Source organism: Pseudomonas sp. CFBP 13727, assembly GCF_014841915.1.
GTDB lineage: Bacteria > Pseudomonadota > Gammaproteobacteria > Pseudomonadales > Pseudomonadaceae > Aquipseudomonas > Aquipseudomonas baltica.
The window spans coordinates 464,476-480,125 of record NZ_JACYUT010000002.1; the positions used below are offsets into that span (position 1 = coordinate 464,476).

The 15,650-nt window shown below is 62.0% G+C and carries 14 protein-coding genes; 10 read left to right on the forward strand and 4 right to left on the reverse strand.

All coding sequences use genetic code 11. The annotated features are described in order from the left end of the window. The first annotated feature begins 9 nt into the window (after positions 1-9). From IFT76_RS09630 to IFT76_RS09650, 5 genes are all read left to right on the forward strand, one after another. Positions 10-252 (forward strand): CrfX protein, encoded by a 243-nt coding sequence (locus IFT76_RS09630; protein WP_122476063.1) that lies wholly within the window; start codon positions 10-12, stop codon positions 250-252. A 3-nt stretch (positions 253-255) separates the two neighbouring features. Beyond that, positions 256-1,080 (forward strand): mechanosensitive ion channel family protein, encoded by an 825-nt coding sequence (locus tag IFT76_RS09635; RefSeq protein WP_185794460.1) that lies wholly within the window; start codon positions 256-258, stop codon positions 1,078-1,080. A gap of 103 nt (positions 1,081-1,183) precedes the next feature. Next, entirely contained in the window at positions 1,184-1,774 is a 591-nt protein-coding gene (gene sigX / locus IFT76_RS09640) for an RNA polymerase sigma factor SigX (protein WP_122476059.1), read from the forward strand. Positions 1,775-1,877: 103 nt separating this feature from the next. Continuing rightward, positions 1,878-2,915: an OmpA family protein gene (locus IFT76_RS09645; RefSeq protein WP_192053153.1), complete on the forward strand. Its 1,038-nt coding sequence runs from the start codon at positions 1,878-1,880 to the stop codon at positions 2,913-2,915. Between the two features lie 147 nt (positions 2,916-3,062). Further along, positions 3,063-4,091: a quinone-dependent dihydroorotate dehydrogenase gene (locus tag IFT76_RS09650; RefSeq protein WP_192058119.1), complete on the forward strand. Its 1,029-nt coding sequence runs from the start codon at positions 3,063-3,065 to the stop codon at positions 4,089-4,091. 88 nt (positions 4,092-4,179) lie between these two features. Here IFT76_RS09650 and rmf read toward each other — a convergent pair whose 3' ends face one another. Then, complete coding sequence (gene rmf / locus IFT76_RS09655) at positions 4,180-4,395, reverse strand: ribosome modulation factor (protein ID WP_008368461.1); 216 nt, start codon at positions 4,393-4,395, stop codon at positions 4,180-4,182. 533 nt (positions 4,396-4,928) lie between these two features. Here rmf and rlmKL point away from each other — a divergent pair. After that, on the forward strand, positions 4,929-7,205 hold the full coding sequence (gene rlmKL / locus IFT76_RS09660; RefSeq protein ID WP_192058121.1) for a bifunctional 23S rRNA (guanine(2069)-N(7))-methyltransferase RlmK/23S rRNA (guanine(2445)-N(2))-methyltransferase RlmL: 2,277 nt from the start codon (positions 4,929-4,931) through the stop codon (positions 7,203-7,205). 63 nt (positions 7,206-7,268) lie between these two features. Here the strand turns inward: rlmKL and dacB are convergent, their stop codons facing one another. Next, positions 7,269-8,729, reverse strand: coding sequence for a D-alanyl-D-alanine carboxypeptidase/D-alanyl-D-alanine endopeptidase (dacB, locus tag IFT76_RS09665; RefSeq protein WP_185794463.1), 1,461 nt, complete (start codon positions 8,727-8,729; stop codon positions 7,269-7,271). A gap of 267 nt (positions 8,730-8,996) precedes the next feature. On the opposite strand from dacB, the gene IFT76_RS09670 reads away from it, so the two are divergent. From IFT76_RS09670 to IFT76_RS09680, 3 genes are all read left to right on the forward strand, one after another. After that, complete coding sequence (locus tag IFT76_RS09670; protein WP_192058123.1) at positions 8,997-9,470, forward strand: MarR family winged helix-turn-helix transcriptional regulator; 474 nt, start codon at positions 8,997-8,999, stop codon at positions 9,468-9,470. A 71-nt stretch (positions 9,471-9,541) separates the two neighbouring features. Then, a complete protein-coding gene (locus IFT76_RS09675) occupies positions 9,542-10,774 on the forward strand; it encodes an HlyD family secretion protein (protein WP_192058125.1) in 1,233 nt (410 codons plus the stop codon). A 57-nt stretch (positions 10,775-10,831) separates the two neighbouring features. Continuing rightward, positions 10,832-12,364, forward strand: a complete 1,533-nt coding sequence (locus IFT76_RS09680) for a DHA2 family efflux MFS transporter permease subunit (protein WP_122476047.1) — start codon at positions 10,832-10,834, stop codon at positions 12,362-12,364. Between the two features lie 100 nt (positions 12,365-12,464). Here IFT76_RS09680 and lpxH read toward each other — a convergent pair whose 3' ends face one another. Then, positions 12,465-13,199: a UDP-2,3-diacylglucosamine diphosphatase gene (gene lpxH / locus IFT76_RS09685; protein ID WP_192058127.1), complete on the reverse strand. Its 735-nt coding sequence runs from the start codon at positions 13,197-13,199 to the stop codon at positions 12,465-12,467. Further along, entirely contained in the window at positions 13,196-13,699 is a 504-nt protein-coding gene (locus tag IFT76_RS09690; RefSeq protein WP_122476043.1) for a peptidylprolyl isomerase, read from the reverse strand. Before IFT76_RS09690 ends, lpxH begins: the two co-directional genes overlap by 4 nt. Positions 13,700-13,928: 229 nt before the next feature. Here IFT76_RS09690 and IFT76_RS09695 point away from each other — a divergent pair, with 229 nt between their 5' ends. Continuing rightward, a complete protein-coding gene (locus IFT76_RS09695) occupies positions 13,929-15,626 on the forward strand; it encodes a glutamine--tRNA ligase/YqeY domain fusion protein (protein ID WP_122713769.1) in 1,698 nt (565 codons plus the stop codon). Positions 15,627-15,650 lie beyond the last annotated feature (24 nt).

Sequence of the window (15,650 nt, forward strand, 5' to 3'; positions counted from 1 at the left end):
GAGGTATGCATGCCTGATCCGTTCGAAGAATCCCTGCGAGACATGCTCAATGCTCACGCGCCGGGTCGCGACGACCGCGCCGCGCTGGGGCGAGTGCTCAAGACCGCCAATCGCCAGGTCGGCGCGGGCGATCTCTTCAGCCTGATAGGGCGCTGGGGTCAGGCATTCATGATCGCGGTGAACAGTGGTTCGGCGAATATCGCGCCGGTGTCTCGTCGTACGGATTCCGCCGCTGCGGATAAGGCTGATTGATCAATGGAACTGGACCCCTGGACTCAAAGCCTGGTGGCGGCGATGACTGCCCTGTGGACCAAGGTCGCCAATTTCATCCCCAACCTGTTCGGGGCGTTGGTGGTGGTACTGCTGGGCTTCCTGGTCGCCAAGCTGCTCGACACGTTGTTGTCCAAGCTGCTGGCCAAGTTCGGGCTCGACCGCCTGATGGCGGGGACCGGCCTGACCAAACTGCTTGGCCGTGGCGGCCTCAGGGTGCCGATCTCGACCCTCATCGGCAAGATCGTCTATTGGTTCGTGCTGTTGATTTTCCTGGTGTCGGCCGCCGAGTCGCTGGGGCTGCAGCGGGTTTCGGCGACCCTGGACATGCTGGCGCTGTACCTGCCCAAGGTGTTCGGTGCAGCCTTGGTGTTGCTGGTCGGTGTACTGCTGGCGCAACTGGTCAATGGCGTGGTACGCGGCGCTGCCGAAGGGGTAGGGCTCGATTACGCAGGTGGCCTGGGACGTGTGGCGCAGTGGTTGGTGATCATCATCAGCATTTCGGTGGCCATCAGCCAGCTGGAGGTCAAGACCGACCTGCTGAACCACGTGATCGTCATCGCCTTGATTACCGTTGGTCTGGCCGCAGCACTGGCCATGGGGTTGGGCAGCCGTGAAATCGCCAGTCAGATACTGGCCGGGATCTACGTGCGGGAACTGTTTCAAGTGGGCCAGCAGGTGCAGGTTGGAGGGGTCGAAGGGCAGATCGAGGAAATCGGCACCGTCAAGACGACAGTGATGACCGACGACGGCGAGCTGGTTTCGATGTCCAACCGCGAGCTGCTGGAACAGCGGGTGAGTAGCCGATAGGTCAACGTTTTGCTAATGTATGCCGCCGCAAAAAGGCTGAGCGATCATGCCTTGGCGGACAATGACCTGACCTTCGGGGACCTGACCTTCGGGCCGACCTGTTTTGAATAAAGTACATACGCTGCCCGTGCGCTACGACCCCCGCGAGCTCTCTGACGAGGAGTTGGTGGCGCGTTCGCACGAGGAGCTGTTCCATGTCACGCGGGCCTATGAAGAGCTGATGCGTCGCTACCAGCGAACCCTCTTCAACGTCTGTGCAAGATATTTAGGGAACGATCGTGACGCTGACGATGTCTGTCAGGAAGTGATGTTGAAGGTGCTGTACGGGCTAAAGAATTTCGAGGGTAAGTCGAAATTCAAGACGTGGCTTTACAGCATCACCTATAACGAATGCATCACGCAGTACCGGAAGGAAAGGCGCAAGCGCCGCTTGATGGATGCCCTGAGTCTCGATCCGCTCGAGGAGGCATCCGAAGAGAAGGCGCCCAAGTCGGAGGAGCGCGGTGGTCTCGACCGATGGCTGGTGTTCGTGAACCCGATAGACCGGGAGATTCTTGTGCTGCGATTCGTCGCGGAGCTGGAATTCCAGGAAATCGCCGACATCATGCACATGGGCTTGAGCGCCACCAAAATGCGGTACAAGCGGGCCTTAGATAAGCTCCGCGATAAATTTGCAGACCTGTCCGAAACTTAGTTCGGCGCAAAGGTCTCTAACCTACCGGCAAGGTCTGCTAGACTTGCCGTCAAGCTGCCCCGGATGAGGGGCGCTTAACAATCACCAGATGGGGATTTAACGGATGAAACTGAAAAACACCTTGGGCCTTGCCATTGGTTCTCTCGTTGCCGCAACTTCATTCGGCGTATTGGCACAAGGCCAAGGCGCAGTTGAAATCGAAGGCTTCGCCAAGAAAGAATACTACGACAGCGCTCGCGACTTCAAAAACGACGGCAACCTGTTCGGTGGCTCGGTTGGTTACTTCCTGACCGACGACGTTGAATTGCGTCTGGGTTACGACGAAGTCCACAACGTTCGCAGCGACAGCGGCAAGAACATCAAGGGCTCCAACACAGCTCTGGACGCTCTGTACCACTTCAACAAGCCAGGCGACATGCTGCGTCCGTACGTTTCGGCTGGTTTCTCTGACCAAAGCATCGGTCAGAACGATCGCAACGGCCGTAACGGTTCCACCTTCGCCAACCTGGGCGGCGGTGCCAAGCTGTACTTCACTGACAACTTCTACGCCCGTGCCGGTGTTGAAGCTCAGTACAACATCGACCAAGGCGACACCGAGTGGGCGCCAAGCGTCGGTATCGGCGTGAACTTCGGTGGCGGCTCCAAGCCTGCTCCAGCCGCTGCTCCAGCTCCAGTAGCTGAAGTCTGCGCTGACTCCGACAACGACGGCGTCTGCGACAACGTCGACAAGTGCCCTGACACCCCTGCCAACGTTACCGTTGACGCTGATGGCTGCCCAGCCGTCGCCGAAACCGTTCGCGTTGAGCTGGACGTCAAGTTCGACTTCGACAAGTCGGTCGTGAAGACCAACAGCTATGGCGATATCAAGAACCTGGCTGACTTCATGAAGCAGTACCCACAGACCACCACCACTGTTGAAGGTCACACTGACTCCGTCGGTCCTGATGCCTACAACCAGAAGCTGTCCGAGCGTCGCGCTGCTGCTGTCAAGCAAGTGCTGACCGGTCAGTACGGTGTTGAATCCAACCGCGTAAACTCGGTTGGCTACGGCGAAACCCGCCCAGTGGCTGACAACGCCACCGACGCTGGCCGCGCTGTAAACCGTCGCGTAGAAGCTGAAGTAGAAGCTCAAGCTAAGTAATTAGCTACCGCTTCAACGAAAAGCCCGGCTCATGCCGGGCTTTTCTTTGCCTGCGATTTGGCCTGTGCCACCCGCTACCATACCTAACCGACCGCGGATCTGGCACAATCGCACCCCTCTATCGCTTCCTCGGAGCCAAGCCCGCCTATGTACAATCTGGCCCGCCAGCTGCTGTTCAAATTGTCCGCTGAAACCTCCCATGACTTGTCTCTGGACCTTATCGGCGCCGGTGGCCGCCTGGGCCTCAACGGCCTGCTCGCCAAGCCACCGGCGGGCCTGCCGGTCACGGTCATGGGTCTGCAGTTCGACAATCCGGTGGGGCTGGCAGCGGGGCTGGACAAGAACGGCGCGGCCATCGACGGCTTCTCCCAGCTGGGTTTCGGCTCGGTGGAGATCGGCACGGTGACCCCACGTCCACAGCCGGGCAATCCAAAGCCCCGTTTGTTTCGCCTGCCTGAAGCCTGCGCAATCATCAACCGCATGGGCTTCAACAACCTGGGTGTCGACAACCTGGTCGAGCGCGTCAAGGCGGCCAAGTATCGGGGCGTGCTGGGTATCAATATCGGCAAGAACCTCACCACCCCGGTCGAGCGCGCCGTGGACGACTACCTGATCTGTCTGGACAAGGTCTACGACCACGCCAGCTACATCACCGTCAACATCAGCTCGCCCAATACCGCCGGCCTGCGCAGCCTGCAGTTCGGTGACTCGCTCAAGCAGTTGCTAGACACGCTGGCAGCACGGCGCGTGGTGCTGGCCGGGCAAAGTGGGCGGCATGTGCCGTTGGCAATCAAGATCGCCCCGGACATGAGCGATGATGAAACCGCACTGGTGGCACAGGCACTGGTCGACGCCGGTATGGACGCAGTGATCGCCACCAATACCACCCTCAGCCGGGTCGGTGTCGAGGGGCTGGTTCACGCAGACGAAGCCGGTGGGTTGTCGGGAGCGCCGGTGCGGGAGCAAAGCACTCACATCGTCAAGGTGCTGGCGCAGACCTTGAACGGCAGATTGCCGATCATTGCAGCAGGCGGGATCACAGAGGGTGGGCATGCGGCCGAAAAAATCGCCGCGGGTGCCAGTCTGGTGCAGATTTATTCGGGCTTCATCTACAAGGGGCCTGCACTGATCCGCGAGTCGGTGGACGCCATCGCGGCGCTGCGCGCCAGGCAATGATTCGAGGCGCGATAGGGGCCTCGCAGAGGCCCCTGGGCGCTAGCCCGCCGCCCTGGTTGGGCGTGCATGGTGAAAAGGAAAAAGAGTGTCAGCCGACGGCGTGAAGTTCGTTGAGCCTATGGATTCCCGCAGTGCCGGTCATACCGTCCCAGTTGTCGCCGCGTCCTTCGCGCCAGCCGTTGATCCAGGCTTGGCGTACCGACGGTAGAGTAAAAGGGCAAAGCTCGCGGGATTTGCCATGGATGCCATACTGGTATCCGCGTAGAAATGCTCGTTCCAACGGATCACGCTTAAGTCTTCTCATAGGGTGTTGCCCTCTGTCTATTGACTGTAATGTCCCGTTGGCCTCGTGTGAGGCCAGGCAGATGATCTGCCGGTATCGCGCTCGCTGCCGGCGTGGCGAGCAGTGATGTCTTCGCCATTGCGGCGACGACCTGAGGTGATTTCTAAACGTTGAACTGCGCGATGTGAATGATCGTTTTGTCATAAGCACGTAACTATTTCGCGGTATGGGCAATAAGTAAGCAGGTGCTTCAAGCTTCACTCGACTGCTAGCCCGTCCAAGACAAGGCTTGCAGTATGCAATGAGGTCAATATGCCATTGCGAATCATCTCGATTCCAGTGACGTGAAAAATCGACGAAGGGTCGCGCAGGCGATGCCTTTATCAGCAGAATCAGGTTCTGCCCCGGCTTCTCGCTTATCAAGGCGGCAGGTGGGGTGGATTGACACCACGGTGGTGTCGCTCGGGCGCTCCATTGCGTAAGGCGCCTGGTTGAACCTCGAGACGGCAATGCGCTTGCCGTCTCATCAATGCCCAAATGGGCCAGGAAGTACCATGTCGGACCGTTTTGAACTGTTTCTCACATGCCCCAAGGGCCTCGAAGGCTTGCTTGCCGAAGAAGCCACCGCCCTGGGCCTGGAAGAAACCCGCGAGCACACCTCCGCAGTGCGCGGCATGGCCGACATGGAAACCGCCTACCGGCTGTGCCTGTGGTCGCGGCTGGGCAACCGCGTGCTGCTGGTGCTCAAGCGCTTTGCCATGAAAGATGCCGAAGACCTCTATCACGGCGTTCTGGATGTCGAGTGGCAGGACCACCTGCTGCCCGACGGCACCCTGGCCGTGGAGTTCAGCGGGCATGGTTCGGGCATCGACAACACTCACTTCGGTGCGCTGAAGGTCAAGGATGCCATTGTCGACAAGCTGCGCACGCCCAGTGGCGAGCGTCCCAGCGTCGACAAGCTCAACCCGGACCTGCGCGTCCATCTGCGCCTGGACCGCGGCGAGGCGATTCTCTCGCTCGATCTGTCCGGACACAGCCTGCACCAGCGTGGCTACCGCCTGCAGCAAGGCGCTGCGCCGCTCAAGGAAAACCTTGCAGCCGCCATTCTGATTCGTGCGGGCTGGCCGCGCATCGCTGCCGAGGGCGGCGCACTGGCCGACCCGATGTGTGGTGTGGGGACCTTTCTGGTAGAGGCGGCCATGATTGCCGCCGACATCGCACCCAACCTCAAGCGTACGCGCTGGGGCTTCAGCGCCTGGCTCGGTCATGTTCCGGCTACCTGGCGCAAGCTGCACGACGAGGCGCTGGCAAGGGCCGAAGCCGGGTTGGCCAAGCCAGCCTCGTGGATTCGCGGCTACGAAGCCGACCCGCGGTTGATCCAGCCAGGCCGCAACAACGTGGAACGCGCCGGCCTCAGCGACTGGATCAAGATCTACCAGGGCGAGGTGGCGACGTTCGAGCCGCGCCCCGATCACAACCAGAAAGGCCTGGTCATCTGCAACCCGCCGTACGGCGAGCGGCTGGGCGATGAGGCCAGCTTGCTGTACCTGTACCAGAACCTGGGCGAACGCCTGCGCCAGGCCTGCCTGAGCTGGGAAGCGGCGGTGTTCACCGGTGCCCCCGACCTGGGCAAGCGCATGGGTATCCGCAGCCACAAGCAGTATTCGTTCTGGAACGGCCCGTTGCCGTGCAAGCTGCTATTGATCAAGGTGCTGCCAGACCAGTTCGTCACCGGTGAGCGACGTACGCCCGAGCAGCGCCAGGCCGCGCGTGAGCAAGCCGAGCAGGTGGATACCGCGCCAGCGCTGGCCGATCCGTATGCACGAGTGAACAAGAACGGCAACCCTGTCAAGCCGGCCCCGGCGCCCGCGCCCGTGGTTGAACAGGCGCGGCTCAGCGAAGGCGGGCAGATGTTCGCCAACCGCTTGCAGAAGAACCTCAAGACCCTCGGCAAATGGGCACGTCGCGAGGGTATCGATTGCTACCGTGTGTACGATGCGGACATGCCTGAATATGCCATGGCCATCGATCTGTACCACGATTGGGTGCACGTGCAGGAATACGCCGCGCCCAAGTCGATCGACCCTGAGAAGGCTTCGGCACGCCTGTACGACGCCCTGGCGGCGATTCCGCAGGCACTGAACATCGACAAGAGCCGGGTCATCATCAAGCGCCGCGAGCGCCAGAGCGGGACGCGCCAATACGAGCGCCAGAGCGCTCAGGGCCAGTTCACCCAGGTGCAGGAGGGCGGCGTGCAGTTGTTGGTGAACCTGACGGACTACCTGGATACCGGGCTGTTTCTCGATCATCGGCCAATGCGCCTGCGCATTCAGAAAGAGGCAGCGGGCAAGCGCTTCCTCAACCTGTTCTGCTACACCGCCACGGCGAGCGTGCATGCGGCCAAGGGCGGTGCGCGCAGCACGACTAGCGTCGACCTGTCCAAGACCTATCTGGATTGGGCACGGCGCAACCTGTCGCTCAATGGTTTCTCGGACAAGAACCGCCTGGAGCAGGGCGATGTGATGGCCTGGCTACAGGCCAGTCGTGACGAATACGACATGATTTTCATCGACCCGCCGACCTTCTCCAATTCCAAGCGCATGGAAGGGGTGTTCGATGTGCAGCGCGACCACGTCGAGTTGCTGGACCTGGCGGTCGCAAGGTTGGCACCGGGGGGCGTGGTGTATTTCTCCAACAACTTCCGCAAGTTCCAGCTGGACGCCAATTTGGCCGAGCGCTATGCGGTCGAGGACATCACGGCGCAGACAGTGGATCAGGATTTCGCGCGCAACGGCAAGATCCACCGGGCCTGGAAGATTCAGGCGCGGTGATTCACCGAGAGGGGGCGCTGCCTTTGCAAGCAGCGCGCCCCCCTTCCAGAGGGTCTGGGTGGATTACTGGATGTTGGGCGAAGTAGACGCGGCTTTTGGCTGCGAATACAGATCCAGCAGTGCCTGATCCAGTACCGACGAGGCGCCCCACGGGCGTGGGTCGTTGAGAATGGCGACCACCGCCCAGGTGTTGCCATTGCTGTCGCGGCTGTAGCCGGCGATGGCGCGAACGGTGTTCAGGGTGCCGGTCTTGATGTGGCCTTCACCTTGCAGGGCCGTGCGCTTGAGGCGCTTGCGCATGGTGCCGTCCATGCCGACGATCGGCATCGACGCCATGAACTCGGCAGCGTACGGACTTTTCCAGGCCGCCTGCAGCAAGGTGGCCATCTCCCGCGCGCTGACGCGCTCGTCACGCGACAGCCCCGAGCCGTTCTCCATCACCAGATGCGATGCGGTGATGCCCTTTTTCGCCAGCCACCCACGAATCACCCGCTGCGCGGCCTTGGCGTCGTCGCCGTCGGCCTCGTTGCGATAGCGCTCGCCCAGGCTGAGGAACAGCTGCTGAGCCATGGTGTTGTTGCTGTACTTGTTGATGTCGCGAATGATTTCCACCAGATCCGGCGAAAACGCCCGCGCCAGTACTCGCGCGCTCTTCGGCACGGCCCCTAGACGGTCGCCGCCCTGGATGCTGCCGCCCAGTTCGTTCCAGATGGCCCGCACCGCGCCGGCTGCATAGCTCTGGTGGTCGAGCAGCGACAGGTAGGTTTGCGAACTGCAGCCCTCGGCCAACTGGCCGCTGACCACCACGGTCATGCCGTCGGCCTGGGTGATCGGGTTGTAGCGCACATCGCCCGTGCACTTGGTGCCGGGCAGGGCCTTGACCTGGTTGTCGATGCGGATGGTCGCGATCGGCGGTTCGACCGACACCAGCACCTTGCCGGTGTCGTTGCGGGTGACGAAGCGCAGCGCCTTGAGGTTGACCAGCAGCGAATCCGGACGCACCAGGAACGGTGCGTTTTCGTCGCCGCCGTCGTCGTTGAACGCTGGCAGTTGCGGCTGCACGAAATGGCTGCGGTCCAGCACCAGGTCACCCGTCACCTGGCGCACGCCGTTGGCGCGCAGGTCGCGCATGAGCAGCCAGAGCTTTTCCATGTTCAGCTTGGGGTCGCCGCCGCCCTTGAGGTAGAGGTTGCCGTTGAGCACGCCGTTGCTCAGGGTGCCGTCGGTGAAGAATTCGGTCTTCCACTGGTAGGTCGGCCCCAGCAACTCGAGTGCTGCATAGGTGGTGACCAGCTTCATGGTCGAGGCCGGGTTGACCGACACGTCGGCGTTGAACACGGTCGGGCTGCCGGGGCCGTTGAGCGGCAGCATGACCAGTGACAGTGCATCGTTCTGCAGCTTGCTGGCCTTGATGGCTTGCTGAACCTTGGGCGGCAGGGTGGTGTTCAGGGGGGCGGCAGCGATGGGAAATGCCAGTGGCAACATCAGGCCGGCGAGCAGTATTGGACGAAGAGATTTGATCATGTGCGTGAAAACCCTGCAGGCGAGGGGTGACGAAAACGAGGGCCATATAAGGAAATGAAGACCCCCACTACGGGTGAAACGCCAGCATTATGCCCCAAGCGTTGCGTGCTTTGGCCAGCCACGATCGGGATCGGGCGAATTTTTCCGGTGAAAGCGACCGACAGATCTATCTGTTAGCAAGCTAACCATTGCCTTGACATTGTCTGCCTAAGCAGTAACATTATGTTTCAAAGATGTGTTCACACAGTCGGGACAGCCTGCCAGCCCATGAATCACTACACCCCCGAGACCTTCCATACCTGCAATCTGGGCCTGCTGCTGGGCCGTGGATCGGCGTTGAAGGACCGTTTGCTGGACGCGCACCTGGTGCCTTACGGGGTAACCGCGGCGCAATTCAAGGTGCTGATCATCAATGCGCGGTTCGGTATCGACACACCGGCGGAAATGTCCCGCTACCTGGCGCTGGACAGCGGTTCGATGACACGCATGCTCGACCGCCTGGAACACAAGCAGCTGATCAGGCGCCAGCGCAGCGCCGCCGATCGACGCCAGGTGCAGCTGGTGCTGACCGAAGAGGGGCAGGCACTGGCGGCACGCTTGCCGGTCATCGGTGCCAATGCCATGAACGAGCTGGTGGGCATGCTCGAACGCGAAGAAATCGTCGAATTGGAACGGATTCTCACGAAGCTGCTGCAGGCTTCCGGGGACCCCCTGTTGGCGCTGGGTACCGCCGCTGGGTGAACCCGCCGCCGTGAGACCCCGGACTGACCTGCTCGATGCAACACCGACCGAACCCTTTCAGGTGAACTGCCATGGCCAATGCCACTGCCACTGATTCCAATGCCACCCAGCAACCGCCCGCAGCGCCGTCGGCCAACGACAAGGCGCCGGGCAACCGTCGCAAGCGCAAGCTTTGGCTGTTCATCCTGCTCGCCCTGGTGGTGCTCGGCGGTCTGGGCGTCTGGGCTTGGTACACGCTGTACGGGCGCTGGAGCGAAAGCACCGATGATGCCTACGTGAATGGCAATGTGGTGGAAATCACACCGTTGACCACGGGCACGGTGATCAGCATCGGCGCCGACGACGGCGACCTGGTCCACGAGGGCCAGCCGCTGGTGCAGTTCGACCCGAACGATTCGCAGATCGACCTGCAGAATGCCCAGGCCAACCTGGCCAAGGCGGTACGCCAGGTGCGTGGCTTGTACAGCAACGTTGACGGCATGAAAGCCCAGGTCGCTGCACGCAAGGCAGAAGTGCAACGCGCGCAGGACAACTATGGCCGACGCAAGAACCTGGCGTCCGACGGGGCGATCTCGCAGGAAGAGCTGTCCCACGCCCATGACGATCTGATTTCCGCGCAAAGCGCCTTGAGCAACACCCAGCAGCAACTGGCAACTTCGACCGCGCTGGTGGATGCCACGCAGGTGTCCAATCATCCCGACGTACGTGCCGCGGCAGCGCAGTTGCGCCAGGCCTATCTGGCCCATGCCCGCACCACCTTGATCGCCCCGGTGACCGGCTATGTGGCCAAGCGCACCGTGCAATTGGGGCAGCGCATCGAGCCGGGCACCGCGACCATGGCGGTGATCCCGCTCGACCAGCTGTGGATCGACGCCAACTTCAAGGAAACCCAGCTGCGCCACATGCGCATCGGCCAGCCGGTGGACATCACCAGTGACCTGTACGGCGACGAGGTGAAGTACAGCGGCACCATCGACAGCCTGGGCGCCGGTACCGGCAGTGCGTTCGCCCTGCTGCCGGCGCAGAACGCCACGGGCAACTGGATCAAGATCGTGCAACGGGTGCCGGTGCGGGTGCACATCAACCCCGCGCAGTTGCGCGAGCACCCGCTGCGCATCGGCCTGTCGACGGTGGTCGATGTGAATCTGCACGACCAGAGCGGGCCGGTATTGGCCCAGCAACCCCCGCAGCAGGCGTCCTTCACCACCAATGTCTACGACAAGCAGTTGGGTGAGGCGGACGCCATGATCGCCCAGTTGATCCACGACAACAGCGCAGCGCCCGGTACCACGGCCACGCGCTGATTCGCCTGCGCCGGGCCCTGAAGGGCGGGCGCGGCATCGCATTGCAAAGGGTGGATCATGGATTCCAAAGCCTCGTTCACGCCGCCAAGCCTGTTGCTCTGCACCATTGGCCTGTCGCTGGCGACCTTCATGCAGGTGCTCGACACCACCATCGCCAACGTCGCCCTGCCGACCATTTCCGGCAACCTGGGGGTCAGCTCCGAGCAGGGCACCTGGGTCATCACCTCGTTCGCGGTGAGCAACGCCATCGCCTTGCCACTGACCGGCTGGCTGAGTCGACGCTTCGGTGAAGTGAAGCTGTTTCTCTGGGCCACACTGTTGTTCGTGCTAGCCTCGTTCCTGTGCGGCATTTCCACCTCGATGCCCGAGCTGGTCGGCTTTCGCGTGGTGCAGGGGTTGGTCGCAGGGCCGTTGTACCCGATGACGCAAACCCTGCTGATCGCCGTGTATCCACCGGCCAAGCGCGGCATGGCCCTGGCGCTGTTGGCGATGGTAACGGTGGTGGCGCCGATCGCCGGGCCGATCCTGGGTGGCTGGATCACCGACAGCTACAGCTGGCCGTGGATCTTCTTCATCAATATTCCCATCGGCTTGTTCGCCTGTGCTGTGGTGCGTCAGCAGATGGCCAAGCGGCCGGTGCACCTGAGCAGACAGCCCATGGACTATGTCGGCCTGATCACGTTGATCATCGGCGTCGGTGCATTGCAGGTGGTGCTGGACAAGGGCAACGATCTGGACTGGTTCGAGTCCGGGTTCATCATCGTCGGCTCGGTCATATCGGCCGTAGCCTTGACGGCGTTCGTCATCTGGGAGCTGACCGATGAGCATCCAGTGGTGAACCTGCGACTGTTCGCGTTCCGCAACTTCCGCATCGGTACCTTGGTGCTGGTGTTCGGCTATGCCGGGTTTTTCGGCATCAACCTGATCCTGCCGCAGTGGCTGCAGACCCAGATGGGCTACACCGCCACCTGGGCGGGCCTTGCGGTAGCACCTATCGGTATCCTGCCGGTGCTGATGTCGCCCTTTGTCGGCAAGTACGCACACAAGTTCGATTTGCGTCTGCTCGCGGGCCTCGCGTTCGTGGCTATCGGTACCAGTTGCTTCATGCGTGCCGGGTTCAACAGCCAGGTGGACTTCCAGCATGTGGCACTGGTGCAGTTGTTCATGGGCGCTGGCGTGGCGCTGTTCTTCATGCCCACCTTGAGCATTCTGCTGTCGGACCTGCCACCGCAGCAGATTGCCGACGGGTCGGGCCTGGCGACGTTCCTGCGTACGCTGGGCGGCAGTTTCGCCGCATCGTTGACGACCTGGATCTGGATTCGCCGCGCCGATCAGCATCATGCCTACCTGACCGAGAGCATCAGCACCTACGATCCGGTGACCCGCCATGCACTGGAGCAGATGGGCGGCAACACGCCTCAGGCGTATGCGCGGATGGAGCAGATGGTCAACAGCCAGGCCTACATGTTGAGTACGGTGGACTATTTCACCCTGATGGGATGGATCTTCGCCGGGCTGGTGCTGTTGGTCTGGCTGGCCAAGCCACCGTTCACCGCCAAGGCCGGGCCGGCTGCCGGTGGTGGGCATTGAAAACCGTGGCGCCTGTTCGCGGCCACTGACCGCTCCTACGGAGGCACCGCGATCTACCTGTAGGAGCGGTCAGTGGCCGCGAACAGGACAGCGCGGTGTATCAGACCGCCGGCGCCGGGAAATCGAACGGCGCCAGGTTGAAGCCCCGGTCATCCACCTGCAGCACCCACCCTTGACGATCCCAGTCCCCCAGCACGATACGCTGTGCCTGCAGATCACCGATCTGCAGCTCATGCACTGCCGGACGATGGGTATGCCCGTGAATCAGGGTGGCCACACCGTGTTGGCGCATCACCCGCGGCACCTCTTCAGGGGTGACATCGACGATGTCATGGGCTTTCATCTGGGTCTGCGCCCGGCTTTCATTGCGCAGCTTGCGGGCAAGCGTGTGACGCGTGCCCAGCGGCAGGTTGCGCAGGACGAACAGGGTCAGCGGGTTGCGCAGCACGCGGCGCAGGCGCATGTAGCCTTCGTCGCGCGTGCACAGGCTGTCGCCGTGCATCAACAGCACCGCCTGGCCGTTCAAGCGCACTACACTCGGGTCCGCCAGCAGGCTGCAACCGGCCTTCCTGCAGAAGCTCGAGCCGATCAGGAAGTCGCGGTTGCCGTGCATCAGGAAAATCTTCGTGCCACCGTCGCTGAGCGCGCGCAGCGCTGCGCAGATGGACGATTGGAAAGGGGTCATGGCGTCGTCGCCGATCCAGGCTTCGAAGAAGTCGCCCAGAATGTACAGCGCCTCGGCTGAGCGCGCACGCCCGCCGAGGAAATCCAGAAACGCCCGGGTAATGTCCGGGCGTTCTTCCTGCAAGTGCAGATCGGAGATCAGCAGTATCACTCAGCGATCTCGGCTTTCTCGATGATCACGTCTTCAGCGGGTACGTCCTGGTGACCGGCCTTGGAGGTGGTGGACACGCCCTTGATCTTGTCGACCACGTCCTGGCCTTCGACCACTTCACCGAACACCGCGTAGCCCCAGCCCTGGGTGGTTTTCGCGGTGTGGTTGAGGAAGCTGTTGTCGCCCACGTTGATGAAGAACTGCGCCGAAGCAGAATGCGGCTCCATGGTGCGGGCCATGGCCACCGAGTACTTCTTGTTCGGCAAGCCGTTGTCGGCTTCGTTCTGGATGCTCGGGCGCTTGTCCTTCTTCTCTTTCATGCCAGGCTCGAAACCGCCGCCCTGGATCATGAAGTTGCCGATCACGCGGTGGAATACGGTGTTTTCGTAGTGGCCGGCCTGCACGTACTCGAGGAAGTTGGCCACGGTCAGCGGGGCCTTTTCGGCGTTCAGTTGCAGGACGATGACGCCGTGGTTGGTGGTCAGTTTGACTTTGGACATGGGTCTCTCTCTGTTCTGTGGAGAATGTTCTGTGGAAATTCGCTAGCGACGGCGCCCAGTTTACAGGCGACGATGCCTATTCAAAGGCTGTTTTTTGCCGCGCTGCAGGATTTACCCGATAGTTTGTCGGGGCTGGCCTGTCAGCCGGTTGACCGCTTCGGCTATGATAAGCGCTTTGATTTGGTCGGCCTACCCTGGCTGCCGCCGCATCGTTCGTTCAAGGATTCCAATGAGCAAGCCCACCGCCGACAACGCTCCCAACTCCAAAGGCAATGGCCCTGCCGTGCCCGCCAACTTCCTGCGCCCGATCGTCCAGGCCGACCTGGACGCCGGCAAGCACAGCCAGATCGTTACCCGCTTCCCGCCCGAGCCCAACGGCTATCTGCACATCGGCCATGCCAAGTCGATCTGCGTGAACTTCGGCCTGGCGCAGGAATTCGGCGGTGTCTGCAACCTGCGTTTCGACGACACCAATCCGGCCAAGGAAGATCAGGAATACATCGACGCCATCAAGCGCGACATCAAGTGGCTGGGCTTCGAGTGGGCCGGTGAAGAGCGTTACGCCTCGCAATACTTCGACCAGCTGCACGATTGGGCCGTGGAGCTGATCAAGCAGGGCGACGCCTACGTCTGCGACCTGACCCCCGAGCAGGCGCGCGAGTACCGCGGAAACCTGACCGAGCCTGGCCGCAACAGCCCGTTCCGCGAGCGCAGCGTCGAGGAAAACCTCGACCTGTTCGCGCGCATGAAGGCTGGCGAGTTCAAGGACGGCGAGCGCGTACTGCGTGCGCGGATCGACATGGCCTCGCCGAACATGAACCTGCGCGACCCGATTCTCTACCGCATCCGCCACGCCCATCACCACCAGACCGGCGATGCCTGGTGCATCTACCCCAACTACGACTTCACCCACGGTCAGTCCGACGCCATCGAAGGCATCACGCACTCCATCTGCACCCTGGAATTCGAAGGGCATCGTCCGCTGTACGAATGGTTCCTCGACCATCTGTCAGTGCCGGCGCACCCGCGCCAGTACGAGTTCAGCCGCCTGAACCTCAATTACACGCTGACTTCCAAGCGCAAGCTCAAGCAGCTGGTCGACGAACAGCACGTGCAGGGCTGGGACGATCCGCGCATGTCGACCCTCTCCGGTTTCCGCCGTCGCGGCTACACCCCGGCGTCGATCCGCAACTTCTGCGACATGATCGGCACCAACCGTTCCGATGGCGTCGTCGACATGTCGATGCTCGAATTCAGCATCCGTGACGACCTCGACCGCAACGCACCGCGCGCCATGTGCGTGCTGCGCCCGCTCAAGGTAGTGATCACCAACTATCCGGAAGGCCAAGTCGAGCAGCTCGAGCTGCCGCGCCACCCCAAGGAAGACATGGGCGTGCGCGCCTTGCCGTTCGAGCGCGAGCTGTACATCGACCGCGACGACTTCATGGAAGAGCCGCCCAAGGGCTACAAGCGCCTGGAGCCCAACGGCGAAGTGCGCCTGCGTGGCAGCTACGTGATCCGTGCCGACGAAGCGATCAAGGATGCCGACGGCAACATCGTCGAGCTGCGCTGCTCGTACGACCCGGACACCCTGGGCAAGAATCCGGAAGGGCGCAAGGTCAAGGGCGTGATCCACTGGGTTCCGGCCGCGGCCAGCGTCGAGTGTGAAGTACGCCTGTACGATCGCCTGTTCCGCTCGGCCAACCCGGAGAAGGCCGAAGACGGCGCGACGTTCCTCGACAACATCAATCCCGACTCCCTGCAGGTACTGCGTGGCTGCCGCGCCGAACCGTCGCTGGCCAACGCGGCGCCGGAAGATCGTTTCCAGTTCGAACGCGAAGGCTATTTCTGCGCCGACCTGGTCGACACGCAACCGGGTCGTCCGGTGTTCAACCGTACCGTCACCCTGCGTGACTCGTGGGGCTGAGCCTCGCCAGGCCAAGTTGAGGAA